The organism is Photobacterium sp. Alg240-V54 (genome assembly GCF_900537155.1).
GTDB lineage: Bacteria > Pseudomonadota > Gammaproteobacteria > Enterobacterales > Vibrionaceae > Photobacterium.
In genome coordinates this window covers 316,928-333,221 of record NZ_UNRL01000002.1, presented here as the reverse complement: position 1 = coordinate 333,221, position 16,294 = coordinate 316,928, and the positions used below count along the sequence as shown (strand labels likewise).

Annotated in this window: 13 protein-coding genes; 6 read left to right on the top strand and 7 right to left on the bottom strand. The window is 41.3% G+C overall.

What is annotated here, in order from left to right:
* Positions 1 to 3: 3 nt before the first annotated feature.
* From nagA to asnB, 4 genes are all read left to right on the top strand, one after another.
* A complete protein-coding gene (gene nagA / locus G6R09_RS07010) occupies positions 4 to 1,140 on the top strand; it encodes an N-acetylglucosamine-6-phosphate deacetylase (RefSeq protein ID WP_065166383.1) in 1,137 nt (378 codons plus the stop codon).
* 3 nt (positions 1,141 to 1,143) lie between these two features.
* On the top strand, positions 1,144 to 2,358 hold the full coding sequence (locus tag G6R09_RS07005) for an ROK family protein (RefSeq protein WP_065166384.1): 1,215 nt from the start codon (positions 1,144 to 1,146) through the stop codon (positions 2,356 to 2,358).
* A gap of 131 nt (positions 2,359 to 2,489) precedes the next feature.
* Positions 2,490 to 4,085, top strand: a complete 1,596-nt coding sequence (locus G6R09_RS07000; RefSeq protein ID WP_065166385.1) for a cation:proton antiporter family protein — start codon at positions 2,490 to 2,492, stop codon at positions 4,083 to 4,085.
* A 324-nt stretch (positions 4,086 to 4,409) separates the two neighbouring features.
* Complete coding sequence (gene asnB, locus G6R09_RS06995) at positions 4,410 to 6,080, top strand: asparagine synthase B (protein ID WP_065166386.1); 1,671 nt, start codon at positions 4,410 to 4,412, stop codon at positions 6,078 to 6,080.
* Between the two features lie 66 nt (positions 6,081 to 6,146).
* Here the strand turns inward: asnB and G6R09_RS06990 are convergent, their stop codons facing one another.
* From G6R09_RS06990 to htpG, 4 genes are all read right to left on the bottom strand, one after another.
* Positions 6,147 to 7,451 (bottom strand): inosine/guanosine kinase, encoded by a 1,305-nt coding sequence (locus G6R09_RS06990; protein ID WP_065166387.1) that lies wholly within the window; start codon positions 7,449 to 7,451, stop codon positions 6,147 to 6,149.
* Positions 7,452 to 7,601: 150 nt separating this feature from the next.
* Positions 7,602 to 8,573 (bottom strand): ferrochelatase, encoded by a 972-nt coding sequence (gene hemH / locus G6R09_RS06985; RefSeq protein WP_163921395.1) that lies wholly within the window; start codon positions 8,571 to 8,573, stop codon positions 7,602 to 7,604.
* A 217-nt stretch (positions 8,574 to 8,790) separates the two neighbouring features.
* Entirely contained in the window at positions 8,791 to 9,435 is a 645-nt protein-coding gene (gene adk, locus G6R09_RS06980; protein WP_065166389.1) for an adenylate kinase, read from the bottom strand.
* 142 nt (positions 9,436 to 9,577) lie between these two features.
* Complete coding sequence (gene htpG / locus G6R09_RS06975; protein ID WP_163921393.1) at positions 9,578 to 11,479, bottom strand: molecular chaperone HtpG; 1,902 nt, start codon at positions 11,477 to 11,479, stop codon at positions 9,578 to 9,580.
* Between the two features lie 192 nt (positions 11,480 to 11,671).
* Here htpG and G6R09_RS06970 point away from each other — a divergent pair, with 192 nt between their 5' ends.
* Together G6R09_RS06970 and G6R09_RS06965 are read left to right on the top strand one after the other, a co-directional pair.
* Entirely contained in the window at positions 11,672 to 12,544 is an 873-nt protein-coding gene (locus G6R09_RS06970; protein ID WP_065166391.1) for a transcriptional regulator, read from the top strand.
* Positions 12,535 to 13,083 (top strand): regulatory protein ToxS, encoded by a 549-nt coding sequence (locus G6R09_RS06965; protein WP_065166392.1) that lies wholly within the window; start codon positions 12,535 to 12,537, stop codon positions 13,081 to 13,083. Before G6R09_RS06970 ends, G6R09_RS06965 begins: the two co-directional genes overlap by 10 nt.
* A gap of 102 nt (positions 13,084 to 13,185) precedes the next feature.
* On the opposite strand, the gene recR is transcribed toward G6R09_RS06965, so the two are convergent.
* Genes recR through dnaX form a run of 3 tightly spaced genes read right to left on the bottom strand, consistent with a single transcriptional unit; the run spans position 13,186 to position 16,281 of the window.
* Positions 13,186 to 13,785: a recombination mediator RecR gene (recR, locus tag G6R09_RS06960; RefSeq protein WP_060997006.1), complete on the bottom strand. Its 600-nt coding sequence runs from the start codon at positions 13,783 to 13,785 to the stop codon at positions 13,186 to 13,188.
* Positions 13,786 to 13,788: 3 nt separating this feature from the next.
* A complete protein-coding gene (locus G6R09_RS06955) occupies positions 13,789 to 14,118 on the bottom strand; it encodes a YbaB/EbfC family nucleoid-associated protein (RefSeq protein WP_045041700.1) in 330 nt (109 codons plus the stop codon).
* A 36-nt stretch (positions 14,119 to 14,154) separates the two neighbouring features.
* Positions 14,155 to 16,281: a DNA polymerase III subunit gamma/tau gene (gene dnaX, locus G6R09_RS06950; protein WP_163921390.1), complete on the bottom strand. Its 2,127-nt coding sequence runs from the start codon at positions 16,279 to 16,281 to the stop codon at positions 14,155 to 14,157.
* Between the last annotated feature and the right edge of the window lie 13 nt (positions 16,282 to 16,294).

Genomic DNA, 16,294 nt, shown 5'->3' with positions numbered 1-16,294 from the left:
TTCATGTACGCGCTAGTAAACTGTCGAGTATTCACAGGTAGCGATGTGCTGAATAACCACGCCGTCATTATTGACGGCGTGAATATTCACGCAGTAATTCCTGAAAACGACATAAAAAATGATATAGAAACAATTGATTTACAAGGTGCAAACCTAACCCCTGGCTTTATTGATTTACAACTCAATGGCTGTGGTGGCGTGATGTTCAACAACGACATAACCCCTGCCACCATCGATACCATGCACCGCACCAACCTCAAATTCGGTTGTACCAGCTTTCTGCCAACACTCATCACTTCTGCTGATGAAGACATGAAGCAAGCCATTCAAGCCCAACGCACTTACCAACAACAATACCAACATCAATCACTAGGCATTCACTTTGAAGGCCCTTACATCAACGTATTGAAAAAAGGTATTCATCGCCCAGACTTTATTCGCCCCGCAACCGATGAGATGATCAATCTTCTGTGTGAGAACGCAGATGTTATAACCAAAGTCACCTTAGCGCCGGAAATGAATACTGCTGAGCATATTAAACAACTGGTAGCTGCTGGCATTGTCGTTTCAGCAGGACACAGTGATGCAACCTATACCCAAGCTCGTCAAGGGTTTGATGCTGGTATTAGCTTCACAACCCATTTGTTCAATGCCATGACATCTATCGAAAATCGTCAGCCAGGTCTTGTTGGCGCAATTTATGATAGTAGCGAAATATATACTGGTGTTATTGCTGATGGCTACCATGTCGACTATGCCAATATTCGAATGGCACATAAAATGAAGCAAAGTCACCTTGTTTTAGTGAGCGATGCCACAGCTCCAGCAGGCGCTAACATCGATAGCTTTCTTTTTACAGGGAAAAAAGTATATTACCGGAATGGTAAGTGTGTTGACGAAAATGGCACACTTGGTGGTTCGGCACTGACAATGATTGAAGCTGTACAAAATAGTGTCGAACACATAGGCATCGCCTTAGACGAAGCGATTCGCATGGCTACCCTTTATCCTGCGCGCGCCATTGGTGTTGATAAGAAATTGGGTGCTATTAAAAATGGTATGGTTGCGAACCTGGCTATTTTTGATCGTGACTTTAACGTTAAGGCGACAATCGTTAACGGTAAATACGAGCAGAACTAAACTATGACAGGCGGACAAATTGGTAACGTTGATCTGGTCAAGCAGCTAAATAGTGCTGCTGTATACCGACTCATCGACTTGCAAGGCCCTATTTCTCGCATACAGGTTGCTGATATTAGCCACCTAGCCCCTGCAAGCGTCACTAAAATTACCCGCCAATTATTGGAGCGCGGCCTGATAAAAGAGGTCGCGCAACAAGCTTCTACTGGTGGAAGAAGAGCAATATCCCTGACAACAGAGTCAGTCGATTTTCACTCTATCGCAGTACGCATTGGCCGAAATTATATTGAAATAACCCTTTATGACCTCAGCGGCAAACATATTACCGGTGCGGCTTACCCATTCTTATATTCTGATCAATATGTATTAGCTGAAGGCCTTATCAAATATATTCAAGAATTTATTGATAATAACCAGAATGTAATGAAAGAACTGGTGGCATTTGGCATTATCCTGCCAGGGCTTGTTAACCCCGAAAATGGCACCGTCACTTATATGCCCAATATTGACGTGCACGATTTTGAGCTGGCTCATATTATTCAAGACACCTTTGATATTATTACTTTTGTTGGTAATGACATTCGAGGTCTTGCATTAGCTGAACACTATTTTGGCGCTAGCCGCGACTGTAAAGATTCAATTTTAGTCAGTATGCATAATGGTACTGGTGCTGGCATTATTGTTAATGGCCAAGTATTCCTAGGCCAAAACCGTAATGTTGGCGAAATTGGACATATTCAAATTGATCCCCTTGGTGACAAGTGTCAATGCGGTAACTTTGGTTGCTTAGAAACCGTCGCCTCTGATCCTGCGGTCATCAAACATGTACAGCAATTGCTAGATCAAGGTTATCCAAGCAGCTTACAAGCTCTTGAAGAACTGACAATGCTGGCCATTTGTGATGCTGCTAATAACGGGGATGAGCTTGCAACTCAAGCATTACTTAACGTCGGCCATCATCTTGGTAAAGCATTAGCAATGACGATTAATTTATTCAACCCTCAAAAAATCATTCTCGCGGGTAATATTACTCAAGCCCAAGCGATTGTATTACCCGCAATACAACGCTGTGTTGAGAATCAATCATTAGCTGCGTTTAATCATGATTTACCCATCGTCGCATCTGAGTTATTTAATCAGCCAACTATCGGTGCATTTTCAATGATCAAACGCGCGATGTTAAACGGCGTATTATTGCAACGCTTATTGGAAGATTAATCATCAATCACGCTTAAATTTGACAATAAAAGCATCACATTCAAAGGGGATTAATCACATTCGATTAATCCCCTTTGTGCTATCATCGGTATTATTTTTATACACTATCTTGCAAGGATGTAGTTCAAGGTATGGAGTTACTGTATATTAGCGCGGCATTTCTAGCCGGTTTCATCGCTCTACGTTGTAAATTACCGCCGCTGGTTGGCTTTTTAGTCGCCGGCTTTGGGCTAAATAGTTTTGGCTTTCATTCAACGCCAGCGCTAACCACGTTAGCCGATCTTGGCGTTACGTTGTTATTGTTCACCATTGGCTTAAAACTTGATGTCAAAACGCTACTCAATAAAGAAGTATGGGGTGGCGCAACCCTGCACAATCTATTATCTACTGCACTATTTACGCTATTTTTAGTGGTACTTAAACAATTAGGCTTAACCATGTTTGCCGAAATGGCATTCAATCAACTGGTACTCATCGGCTTTGCCTTATCATTTTCTAGTACTGTATTTGCGATTAAACTCCTGCAAGATAAAGGCGAGCTCAATGCTAAATACGGCACTGTCGCGATAGGTATTCTGGTTATGCAGGATATTTTTGCGGTGCTATTTCTCACTATATCAAGCGGAAAAGTACCAGAGATCACCGCGCTTGGTTTGTTCGCCCTGCCTTTGTTACGCCCACTGTTATATAAAATTCTTGATAAAGCAGGCCATGGTGAAATATTAGTCCTTTATGCTGTTATGTTAGCGTTAGTTGCTGGCGCGGGGTTATTTGAAATTGTTGGTATGAAACCTGATTTAGGGGCGTTGATATTAGGAATGCTGATGGCTGGCCACCCTAAAGCCTCTGAGATGGCAAAATCACTATTTAATTTCAAAGAGTTACTATTAGTTTGTTTCTTTCTAAATATTGGCCTTGCCGAATCACCTACCGTTAATGGCTTTTTAATGGCATTGATATTAATGCTATTACTGCCCCTTAAAGGGATCCTATATTACGCTGTTTTCCACTTATGTCGTTATCGGGTTCGCACCTCAATGTTAGCCACTTTAACCTTATTTAATTACAGTGAATTTGGGTTAATTGTGGGTGGCGTTGCTTATAAAATGGGCTTATTACCTGGCACTTTTTTAGTGGCAATGGCAATGGCGGTCTCATTATCATTTTTATTAGCGGCACCACTTAACAGCATGAGTCATAAACTCTACACCGAAGCCGCTAAACGTTTAAAAGAATTCGACCCAGATCGGCTTAACAGCAACGATAAACTGATTGATTTTGATCATGCCAAAATAGTTATTTTAGGCATGGGCCGCATTGGCTCAGGTGCCTATGACGAGCTAGAAAGCCGTTATGGCAAACAAGTGCTTGGGATTGAAACCCGTAGGGATTCAGTGGAACTACATCGTAAGCAACAACGCAATGTTATTCATGGCGACGCAACCGATCCTGATTTTTGGGAACGGACGATTAATAATAATCACATTGAGCTTATTCTATTAGCGATGCCCAACGGCACTGCTAATATTTATGCCCTTGAGCAACTAAAAAGCCGTCATTTTCATGGGAAAATTGCAGCAATAGCTAAATATGACGACGAAGAAACCCAATTACATCAACAAGGTGTTGATGCTGCCTTTAATATTTATAACGAAGCAGGCAGTGGTTTTGCACGTGATGTCTGTGAACATTTACCCCTCCAACTAACCGCACTTAAAACCGATTAAATTACACTTCAGAAGTTAGATATTTCGCAGTGAAAAATAAACAGTAGCGATCCTACTGTTTATTTTTTCAATTAAAAAACTGTTACAAAATAAATAAAATTCACTAAAACTCGATTTAAATAGATAATATTCACCAACAAGGCTTTATTTAAATTGAATTAAAATAAATGATTGCAATTGATTAGTGAATACGTAATTTTAACAAACAGAAGCGAAATAGAAGTGGCAGCAACATAAATTATCATAATGATAACTTCCCTGCTACATGATACATTTCCATTAATTATGGATAATTAAAAAGATAACATTTGGAGCGGTATTATTATGTGTTCAGTATTCGGTATTCTAGATATCAAGAGTGACTCTTCAGCACTTCGTGCAACGGCGCTTGAATTATCAAAAAAAATGCGTCATCGCGGCCCAGATTGGTCTGGCATTTATGCTTCAGACAACGCAATCTTAGTCCATGAACGTTTAGCGATTGTTGATCTTAATAGTGGTGAACAACCGCTATATAACGCAGATAAAAGTCATGTATTAGCCGTTAATGGTGAGATTTATAATCACAAGGAACTACGCGCTGAATTTGCACCTGACTACCCTTTCCAAACTGAATCTGATTGCGAAATTATTTTAGCGCTTTACAAAGAAAAAGGCCCTGAGCTACTCGACTACCTCAACGGCATATTTGGTTTTATTCTTTATGATGAGCAAGAAGATGCTTACCTTATTGGTCGTGACCATATTGGTATCATTCCGCTTTATCAAGGTTATGATGAGCACGGTAACTTCTATGTTGCTTCTGAAATGAAAGCATTGGTACCAGTGTGTAAAACAATCAGTGAATTTCCTCCAGGTACTTACCTTTGGAGTAAAAAAGGTGAGCCTGTTCGTTACTACAAACGTGATTGGATGGAGTTCGATGCCGTTAAAGACGCTAAAACCGATAAAGTGGCATTAACTGATGCGCTTGAAAGTGCGGTTAAACGCCAATTAATGACCGATGTACCTTATGGTGTATTACTGTCTGGTGGTCTTGATTCATCAGTTATCTCAGCAATCACCAAGAAATTTGCTGCTAAACGTATTGAAGACGATGAGCAGTCACAAGCATGGTGGCCAACATTGCACTCATTTGCGATTGGTCTTGAAAATGCACCCGATTTAAAAGCCGCTAAAATTGTTGCAGATGCGATTGGCACCGTTCACCACGAATTAACCTATACCGTCCAAGAAGGTTTAGATGCTATTCGTGATGTGATTTACCACATTGAAACTTATGATGTAACCACCATTCGTGCTTCAACACCGATGTACCTAATGTCACGTAAAATCCGCGCAATGGGGATTAAAATGGTGTTATCGGGAGAAGGCGCTGACGAAATCTTTGGCGGTTACTTATACTTCCATAAAGCGCCTAACGCTAAAGAATTCCATGAAGAAACCGTACGCAAACTATTAGCGCTTAACATGTTTGACTGTGCACGGGCTAACAAATCAATGGCAGCATGGGGCATTGAAGCACGCGTACCGTTCTTAGATAAAGAATTTTTAGATGTAGCAATGCGCATTAATCCCCAAGATAAAATGTGCGGCAACGGTAAAATGGAAAAACACATTATTCGTGAGTGTTTTGAGCATTACCTTCCAGAGGCGGTTGCATGGCGTCAAAAAGAACAATTCTCAGATGGTGTTGGCTATAGTTGGATCGATAGCCTCAAAGAAGTCGCTGCAGCGAAAGTCACCGATCAACAGTTAGCAACCGCAGCATTCCGTTTTCCATATAACACGCCAACAACTAAAGAGGGTTATGTGTACCGTGAGATTTTTGAAGAGCTCTTCCCACTAGAAAGTGCCGCAAAATGTGTTCCTGGTGGACCATCGATTGCATGTTCTAGTGCTAAAGCGATTGAGTGGGATGAGAGTTTTAAAAATGCTGCCGATCCATCAGGCCGTGCAATTGCTGCAGTTCACAACCAAGCTTATACAAAATAGATAAACCGAAGTCATAAAAAAACCGCCACGAATAATGGCGGTTTTTTTGTTAACAACAATATGCCATTAACGTTCCCAGTAAGCTTCTTCTAAACTATCTTCACGCTCAGGTAGGCCACGAGAAAGACGAGGAGAATATTGGGCTAATACTTCATAACTTACACGGTTTGAATATAAACAAACTTGTGAGAATGATGAGTACGTTAGGAAAGAGTATTGGTGCTTACTTGAATTTGGCACGTTTTCTTTATGGTAACGGTTAGCTGACATATCATGCAGTAATGCTGAAAGTGCACCATCACCCGCACCATTAGTATTTTTAATGCGCTCAGGACCGCCCATATAAGGTGCAATGTGTGAATACGCCTTAATTGGGCTCTCACATGCTGCCTTTAGCATTGGTCGGCTAAATTCATAACGGTTAAATTCAGCAATATCACCAGGAAGTAATGGCAAGCTTGTTTCACGCTTTGCATTGTCCTCAGTGTAACCTGCAGTGTATAAACCGACAGGACCTGCAGTACACAATACAAGATCAACCCATTCTAGGGTTTTATCTGCTGCAACTAACGGATCAGACTCACCGGTTAACGCTTCACCTTCGTCTTCATTCATCGCAACCACAGTAACATGATCACGTAGGAAATCACGCCACCACTGTGGATCGTCTTGAATCACAAATTTAGTGCCGAGGGTTAATACCACAGGCACATCATATTTTTTAGCGAATTCAATTGCTTTCATTGTTGCTGCTGGCATTGGATCGCCAGGCTTACAACGAACAAGGTATGCCGTTAGAACAAGTGCTGATGCATTTTCAAACACACACTCAGGAATACTCTCAGGCTTAAGTTGGTTCATGTTACCTTCGTTAATCGCGAAAGTACGTTCACCATCTTTAGAAATCAGCGCAAAACAACGGCCAATTGGACCATTAACAGGCTGAAGATAGTTCATATCCATACGGCTTGAGGTATTACAAAGATAACGGTAAGCATAACTACCAATTTCAATGTCTTTACTCATCACACCCAATAGTACCGATTTATCATCAGCTAATACTGAGTAGTTATGTAAAGTGTTACCGATAGTGCCGCCAGCAAACTCATGCGTCACTAAATTGTTTTCTTTTAGCTCATTATAAAGCGCTTCGGCTTTTTCATCAGTAATAACCAATGAATGGCCTTTGCTTAACTCATAACGTTCCAGGAATTCGTCATCCACATAGGCTTCAATATCAACCAATGTCTGATCAATACCCACCACATGAGTACGTGTTAAACGCTTCTCTACCTTAGTTTGACTTAAAAGTGGATCGCGAGCATGTACGGGAAAATAATGCTTAGATTTTCGTTGTCCTGGAAATTTCATGTCAATGGGCTATCAAGTTGTAAATTTTGCGAATTCTATCACAGAATTTAAGACATAAAAGCAAAAGCTATCATTGGTTTTGCGAATACAACCAAAAATAACCACGCAAACGTTATCGTTCAAAGTATAGCGGTAACTGCGAGCTAAAATTTACCACCCTTGTGTATGTTGCTTAATCAAACTTTCCATCATCAAAATATGTGCAGGGCTGTCATTTAAGCATGGAATCAAATTAAACTCTTTGCCACCCGCTTCCAGAAAAACCTCTTTACACTGCTCAGCAATCTCTTCCAGTGTTTCAAGGCAATCAACCGAAAACGCCGGGCACATTACATCTAAGCGCTTAATGCCTTTTTCTGCTAATGATTTGATAGTGGCTTCGGTATAAGGTTTCAACCATTCTTCACGACCAAAAATAGATTGGTAACTCATGCTCATTTTTTCACGCGCCATATTAAGCGATTGAGCCAATAGTGCCGTTGTTTGATGACAGTGCTCTGGATACGGATCGCCATTATCAGCATAGCGTTGCGGAATCCCATGATAAGAACAAAGTAGATAATCAGGTTGGCCTTTCTGTGCCCAAAACGCGTCAACCGACTGCGCTAATGCAGCAATATAGTCAGGATGATCATAATAATGATTAATAAACCGCAACTCTGGTAACTCAGAAGTCTTTTTTAAATCTTTAGCAATACGATCAAAAGCAGCCGCAGTGGTTGTTGCTGAATACTGTGGGTATAACGGTAGCACAACGATGCGCTTACATCCTTGTTGCTGCAATTGTTGTAAGCCTGATTGAATACTTGGCTCACCATAGGTCATACCTAATGCAACAGGAACATTGAGTGTTTGTTGCAGTGATTGTTGCTGGCGACGAGAATAAACCATTAATGGTGAACCCTCATCCATCCACACGGATTGATATAATTTAGCTACTTTAGGCGAGCGAATAGGTAAAATGACACCATGTAAAATTGGACACCACAACCAACGTGTCATATCAACCACACGCTTATCATGTAAGAAATCACCCAGAAACTGCTTTACTCCCGCGGCTGTTGGCTCGGCAGGTGTTCCAAGGTTTACTAGCAATACCCCATAGTTATTATTTATTGTCATCGGTATATGTCCTTTTTATCATTCGTTCGCGGCTGAACATTATATTATCTTCAGCAATGTGATCATACAATCTCGTAACCAAAATCACTCAATTGAACAACGTTCGTGATATTATCCTGATATTAAAACCAAAAAAAACGAGCATTACCAATCGGTAAGCCCGTTCATTTACATCGTTATTAGCTATGATGAGTCATTAGCTAATTGGCAATGCTATTTATGCTAATGCTTTCTCAAGCTGAGCACTTACTTCAGCAACAGGTAAAGTACCATCAAACTTAAGGTACTTAGTGTTACCAGCCGCAGCTTCTTTACCGTAGTATTCGATAAGAGGTGCAGTTTGCGTGTGGTATACGTTTAGACGTGCACGAACGGTTTCTTCTTTGTCATCTTCGCGAATAACAAGCTCTTCACCCGTTACGTCATCTTTACCTTCAACCTTTGGTGGGTTGTAAACAGCGTGGTAAGTACGACCAGACGCAAGGTGAGCACGACGACCCGCCATACGCTCTACAATCACATCATCAGCAACATCAAATTCAATAACGTAATCGACAACAACGCCATTTTCTTTAAGACCATCAGCTTGAGGAATTGTACGAGGGAAACCGTCAAGTAGGAAACCTTTTGCACAATCTTCTGCAGTGATACGCTCTTTAACAAGACCAAGGATGATGTCGTCAGATACAAGTTGGCCTGCATCGATCACTGATTTTGCTTGCTTACCTAGTTCAGTGCCAGCTTTGATTGCTGCACGTAACATGTCACCAGTAGAAATTTGAGGAATACCAAATTTTTCCATGATGAATTGAGCTTGAGTACCTTTACCTGCACCTGGAGCACCCAGAAGGATAATGCGCATTGTGTTCCCCTTTAAAATAGAGTGGAAATTTGCAAAAAACTGAAAATACACTGATTAGCGCTCAGTCGCAAGCTTGGCACTATGACCAAGCCGCGATTGAATGATTTATCAGAATAGTCTGTGACTTTGATGGGTTAATTGGTTATTTAACCAACAACTTGTTTACTGCTGCTAAGAACTGTGAAGGATCATCCATAGTGCCGCGTTCAGCCAGCATTGCTTCACCAAATAGAAGCTCAACCCAACGGCCAAAGATTTCTTCATCGGCTTCATCAGCCATTTGCTTCACTAGGCTATGCTCTGGGTTTAACTCAAAGATGTACTGCACCTCTGGCGCTTCATGGCCTGCAGCTGCAAGCAATTTCGCCATTTGGGTACCCATTTCGTTTTCGTCTGTCACCATTACAGCTGGTGTATCATGCAGTTTAAACGTTGGACGTACTTCTTTAACGCGCTCACCAAGGTAAGCTTTAGTGCGCTCTGTTACTGAAGTGAATTCTTTTTCCGTTTCTTTCTGCTTTTCTTTTTCTTCTGCATTATCAAATGAAGACAGATCAAGATCCGCTTTAGTGATTGCTTGGAACTTCTTACCATCAAATTCAGGTAAGTGACCCATTAGGTATTCATCAATACGATCGTACATCAAAATAACTTCTAAGCCTTTAGCACGGAATTGCTCAAGGTGCGGGCTATGTTTCGCTGCATTAAAGTTATCGGCAGTCAGGTAGTAAATCTTATCTTGGCCTTCTTGCATACGGCTAACATAATCAGCTAAAGAAACAGTTTGCTCTAGTGAATCATTGTCTGTTGATGAGAAGCGTAGCAGTGACGCAATTTTTTCACGATTGCTAAAGTCTTCCGCGAGACCTTCTTTTAATACTTGGCCAAACTCTTTCCAGAATGACTGGTATTGCTCAGGCTCATTTTTAGCCATGCGCTCAAGCATTTGTAGTACACGTTTAGTACATGCTTTACGTAGTGCTTGAGTGATTTTGTTATCTTGTAGAATTTCACGCGATACGTTTAGCGGCAAATCATTTGAGTCGATTAAGCCACGAACAAAGCGTAGGTAAGTTGGCATAAACTGCTGTGCGTCATCCATAACGAATACACGCTGAACATACAATTTAAGTCCATGTTGACCATCGCGATTATTTAAATCCCACGGTGCTTTTGATGGAATGTATAACAAGCTAGTGTAATCTTGCTTACCTTCAACACGGTTATGGCTCCATGTTAGTGGCTCAGCGTAATCATGGGCAACGTGAGTATAAAATTCTTTATACTCTTCATCACTAATGTCAGATTTATTGCGAGTCCATAGTGCTTGCGCTTTGTTAATTTGATCCCATTTAGTCCCCGTCACCTCGCCTTCTTCATTTTTTTCTTCAGCTTGAATGAAAACCGGAATACCAATGTGATCAGAATATTTACCCACAATTTCACGTAAGCGATGTTCGTCTAAGAACTCTTGCTCATCAGCACGTAGGTGCAAAATAATCTCAGTGCCACGCGTTGCTTTAGTGATAGTCTCGATGCTGTAATCACCTTCACCTGCAGAGGTCCAGCACACACCTTCATCAGCAGCAACATCAGCACTACGTGTATTCACCGTTACACTGTCAGCGACAATAAATGCTGAATAGAAGCCAACACCAAATTGACCAATCAGTTGCGAGTCTTTAGTTTCATCTTCATTTAACTGTGCAAAAAATTCTTTGGTGCCTGATTTCGCGATGGTGCCTAAATGCTCAATCGCTTGTTCACGTGTCATACCAATACCATTATCACTAATGGTTAAAGTGCCCGCTTCCTTGTTAATTGATAGCTTTACACATAAATCAGCATCATTGCCGTATAAATCGGTTTTTGATAATGCTTTAAAGCGTAATTTATCTGCAGCATCCGATGCGTTAGAAATCAATTCACGTAAAAAAATCTCTTTATTAGAGTAAAGTGAATGAATCATTAGATGCAGTAGTTGTTTTACTTCTGATTGGAAACCGCGTGTTTCCTTTTTATTATCAACTGTTTGCTCGCTCATTTCGACTCCAAAAAAAATTATGAGTAGTATATAAAGATAAATATGGTCAAACTGTATGATTTCAACCTAAAATAACATGTTTTTTATTTTTATATTTTTTGAGTAGTGGTTTTATATTTTTATATTCAGACAACATTCAGAGCAAACGCATAATAATATTGTTTATATAAAACCCTTGGCAAGGCTAAACCAATGACAACAAATGCAACTAAGTATTTGATTGGAAATCGTTTTATTTTCGATCCTAATGACAACAGCTTAATAGATAAATGTGATAATAATGAATTAACTCGACTTGGAAGTAATGAAAGTCGAGCGTTAAGTCTGCTCATTGAAGATCCTAGCCTCATTATTACTCGCCAACGTATTCATGATTATGTATGGCGTGAACAAGGTTTTGAAGTCGATGATTCTAGCCTTACGCAAGCAATTTCAACCTTGCGTAAAGCATTAAAAGACTCAACTAAATCACCAGAATTTGTTAAAACCGTCCCTAAACGTGGCTATCAAATGATTGCCAGCGTGGAAAACTACATCTGTCAAAAGTCACCACAAGACACAACGGTTGATATCGATGAGCCTGCAGTTATTTCGATGCCACCCGAGTTTGAGCCCGTGCTCTCTTCACCACGTAAAGAGGCATACCTTAACCTTTCAACAACAGAATATTACCAACAAGAGCAAACAGCATCCAAATCAACCTTTATTTCTTGGAAAGGTTGGCTGGCGCTGATCATTGCTTTTATATTACCTATTATTGTTAACATCAGTATGCCACCCAAATCTGCGGCGTTTACTCCTTTATTTGATGTTGACGGGGTCATGCTTTACACCCCAAATAACAATCCAGATATATCACAATGGCATAGCATGATAAAAACCTGTGTCAGTAATTATCTTCAATACCATAAAAGTCCCAATCAAAAGCCATTTGAAATTATCGTTACTGGTGGTCAAAACAACCAACTGTATTTAAATTACTTGCATAACAGTAAGGTGCCAGCAGAAAACGTTACAGTGCGTTTACTCACAAGTGATAAGGATAACTCGAGCTTATGTCGCTAACCGCCTCCAACCCAATAACGCGTTTATTACGCCAATATTGGCCATTACTGATTTTAATTAGTTCGATGGTGATTTGCTCATGGGTCTACTTTTCAACAGACTATAAACAACAGCAATTGTTGATGTCGCGAGAGTGGCAAAGTACCACCATCAGTCAGATAGAATCGTTACCGCAAGATTCTCTGCAAGCGCTTCGTAAGGTAAAACAAAGCAGTAATATGGTATTTTTACCCAATCATACCTACTCACGGATCACCATACTTGAGCTTCATAGCGATGAACCGCGACCATTAACGATTCATATTTCAGAGTCGGGACGTTGGGATGTCAGCGGCGGTTATTTACTGACTGAACCGTTGGAATTTAAAGATATCACCTCAGGTTCAAACCATGATTTTGATAGTAAGCAACTCAATATCATCAAAGATATCTTTAGAATGAATGCACAAGAAAGCCGCCGAATTGATGTCATAAATGAGCATACATTGCTGCTTACCAGCCTCACACATGGCTCAAAAGTATTATTCTCAACCAAATAAATTTTAACAAATAAGACATTATTAATAATATCTTATTAAATAACAGCCAATAAAAAACCGCGTCCAAAGAACGCGGTTTTTTTCTAGCAATAATAACCATGGTTATAATCGCTGTCGTCCAGCAAGGGAATGCGACAACGTAGTGCCATCAACTAACTCTAGCTCACCACCAACAGGGACACCATGAGCAATTCTGCTCGCTGGTACACCATATTCATGGCAAAGTTCCGCAATATAATGGGCTGTTGCTTCACCCTCTACGGTAGGGTTTGTGGCTAGGATCAATTCACTAATGGCTTCTTTTTGCAATCGAAACTCTAGTGTATCAAGGCCAATATCTGCTGGACCAATACCATCAAGTGGTGATAAATGGCCCATTAATACAAAGTAACGCCCTGAAAATTGTCCTGTTGCTTCGACTGCTACAATATCTGCGGGGCTTTCAACCACACAAATAATGCCGTTTTCTTTTCGACGAGGATTGTCGCAAATCGCGCAAACATCATCTTCGGTAAACGTACGACAATCACGGCAATGACCAATCTCAGTCATGGCTTGATTTAGCGCATCAGCCAGCTGCAAGCCGCCCTGACGATTTCGTTGTAGCAAATTAAAAGCCATACGCTGTGCCGACTTAGGACCGACCCCAGGCAGACAACGTAAGGCTTCCATCAAATGCTCCAGTAAGTGACTGGTTCGCATTGATTAGAAAGGCAGCTTAAAGCCAGCAGGTAAGTTCATACCGCCGGTAACACCCGCCATTTTCTCTTTTTGTGTTTCTTCGATACGACGTGCTGCATCATTGAATGCCGCAGCAATCAAATCTTCAAGCATATCTTTGTCATCTTCCATTAGGCTTTCGTCAATTTCTACGCGACGTACGCTATGGCTACCAGTGATAGTTACTTTGACAAGGCCCGCACCAGATTCACCAGTTACTTCCATGTTTGCAACTTCTTCTTGCATCTTTTGCATGCGCTCTTGCATTTGCTGCGCTTGCTTCATCATGTTACCCATACCGCCTTTACCAAACATAACTCTTCTCTCTCTATCTGGTCTGGTTAAAAATCTTTAAACTGGTCTAATACTTTCTTCATCCAGTTGTGCAGCAAACCGCTGACAAATGAAATTCACATTAGGATCGTTCGCTAAACTGTCTCGTGCTTGTAACAATTTTTGTTGATACAAGTGTTCACGTAATTCCAATGGTGTTTGACCTTGTTCGCCCAACACAATTGATAATTGTACAGATGTTTGTAACACATCATTTAAAGCACTATTTAATTGCGCCGTCGCTCGCTCTGCTTGTAAATGTTTCTGAGCTGAACGCAGATATAATGTGATGTGATCATCAGTACGCTCAAAAGCAGAGTTTAGTGCTAATTGCTGAATTAACTTAGGCACATCAAGCTGAGTGACTAACTGTGACCAACTATCCTGATTTGCTGCTTCATTGACAAGTAATTTCGCCATCTCAGGGGTTTTTTCATGCTCTAAAGCGCGCTTTAATACTCGTGGCGTTAACTCAGGCTTAACCACTGTTTCAGCCTCAGGTTTTGCCATTGGCTTCCAGCGATATTCATCATTCTCTGCCACATTAGTAACAGTCGACGCCGGCATCGCATGAGTATTCAATGATGGCATTGCCGTTTGCTTATTGGCTATGCGATCCATCACTGAAGTTGCGACTTTTTTAGCTGGCGCCGTTAGAGCCTTTTTTGGCAATACTGCTGCCGGTTGTTCTTCTTGACCACGTTTAGTTTGGCTACGTAACTGATTACGCGCAGCTAATAATCCAGATGCCGCCGATGGTCGAGCTGCAGCAGGTTGCGGCTGTGATGGTGTTGACGCTGCAGGAACAAATTGCTGCTGTGATTGTTGCGGTGCTACTACTGGCGCTGTCGGTACCGATTGCTGCTGTGGCATCGGTGGTACTGGCGCTGATAACGGCGGCTGCGATGGTGGCATCACTGTTGAGGTGACATTATCGGTTACTGGTGGTTGCATTTGTGCTTTTAATGCTTGCACCCGCGACACACCACTTACAGCAGTATTAACCGCTGCTGGCTGAGTACTTGGCACGACAATTGGCTGTGGTGTAATACTACCACCGCTCACTGGACGGAAAGCAAGCATGCGTAATAACACCATTTCTAAGCCAGTACGGCCATCTGGTGCAAACGACAAATCTTGACGACCTTGTAAACAAATCTGATAACACAATTGTACATCTTGTGGTGTCATCAGTTGGCTAAGTAAATTCACGCGCTCGGCATCGGGCAAGCTTTCGTCAAGACTTGCAGGCAAAGCTTGAAACATTGCCACTCGATGTAATTGGGCTGACAATTCACGCAATAAACTGTCCCATTCAATGCCAATAGCTGCAAGCTGCTGCAAACTTGCCATCGCGGTATTGGCATTAGCGCTAGCAACAGCCTCTAACAAGCACAGTGCTTGATCAGTATCTAGCGTACCCAGCATGGTCGCAACCGTTTCAGCGCTAACATGGCCATTGCCTAATGCTATCGCTTGATCGGTTAAACTTAATGCATCACGCATACTGCCTTCAGCAGCACGGGCTAATAATGCTAATGCACGCGCTTCATATTCAACTTTTTCTTCAGTTAATACTTTCTCTAATTGCGCGTGAATTTGTTGATGGTCTAGATGCTTTAAATGAAACTGTAAACAACGAGATAAAATCGTTACTGGCAGTTTTTGAGGATCGGTGGTTGCCAGAATAAATTTCACATATTCAGGCGGTTCTTCAAGTGTCTTTAATAACGCATTAAAACTGTGACGCGAGAGCATGTGAACTTCATCAATAAGATAAACTTTAAAGCGCCCACGTGCGGGTTTATATTGCACGTTGTCTAATAATTCACGGGTATCTTCAACTTTAGTGCGTGATGCAGCATCAATCTCTAACAGATCAACAAAACGCCCTTCATCGATTTCACGACAGGTTGTACATTTACCGCAAGGTGTCGCCGTAATGCCTTGCTCACAATTTAGCCCTTTCGCAAAAATACGTGCGATCGTCGTTTTACCGACGCCACGAGTACCACTAAAAAGATAAGCATGGTGAAGCCGATTTTGTTCTAAAGCATTACCTAATGCTGTTAACACATGTGATTGTCCAACCACATCTGCAAACTGATAAGGACGCCATTTTCGGGCCAGAACCTGATAACTCATTTATAAATAACCT

Bases quoted from the DNA above. Each gene is read 5' to 3' on its own strand.
- nagA (WP_065166383.1), top strand. From the start codon at position 4: ATGTACGCGCTAGTAAACTGTCGAGTATTCACAGGTAGCGATGTGCTG.
- G6R09_RS07005 (WP_065166384.1), top strand. From the start codon at position 1,144: ATGACAGGCGGACAAATTGGTAACGTTGATCTGGTCAAGCAGCTAAAT.
- G6R09_RS07000 (WP_065166385.1), top strand. From the start codon at position 2,490: ATGGAGTTACTGTATATTAGCGCGGCATTTCTAGCCGGTTTCATCGCT.
- asnB (WP_065166386.1), top strand. From the start codon at position 4,410: ATGTGTTCAGTATTCGGTATTCTAGATATCAAGAGTGACTCTTCAGCA.
- G6R09_RS06990 (WP_065166387.1), bottom strand. From the start codon at position 7,451: ATGAAATTTCCAGGACAACGAAAATCTAAGCATTATTTTCCCGTACAT.
- hemH (WP_163921395.1), bottom strand. From the start codon at position 8,573: ATGACAATAAATAATAACTATGGGGTATTGCTAGTAAACCTTGGAACA.
- adk (WP_065166389.1), bottom strand. From the start codon at position 9,435: ATGCGCATTATCCTTCTGGGTGCTCCAGGTGCAGGTAAAGGTACTCAA.
- htpG (WP_163921393.1), bottom strand. From the start codon at position 11,479: ATGAGCGAGCAAACAGTTGATAATAAAAAGGAAACACGCGGTTTCCAA.
- G6R09_RS06970 (WP_065166391.1), top strand. From the start codon at position 11,672: ATGACAACAAATGCAACTAAGTATTTGATTGGAAATCGTTTTATTTTC.
- G6R09_RS06965 (WP_065166392.1), top strand. From the start codon at position 12,535: ATGTCGCTAACCGCCTCCAACCCAATAACGCGTTTATTACGCCAATAT.
- recR (WP_060997006.1), bottom strand. From the start codon at position 13,785: ATGCGAACCAGTCACTTACTGGAGCATTTGATGGAAGCCTTACGTTGT.
- G6R09_RS06955 (WP_045041700.1), bottom strand. From the start codon at position 14,118: ATGTTTGGTAAAGGCGGTATGGGTAACATGATGAAGCAAGCGCAGCAA.
- dnaX (WP_163921390.1), bottom strand. From the start codon at position 16,281: ATGAGTTATCAGGTTCTGGCCCGAAAATGGCGTCCTTATCAGTTTGCA.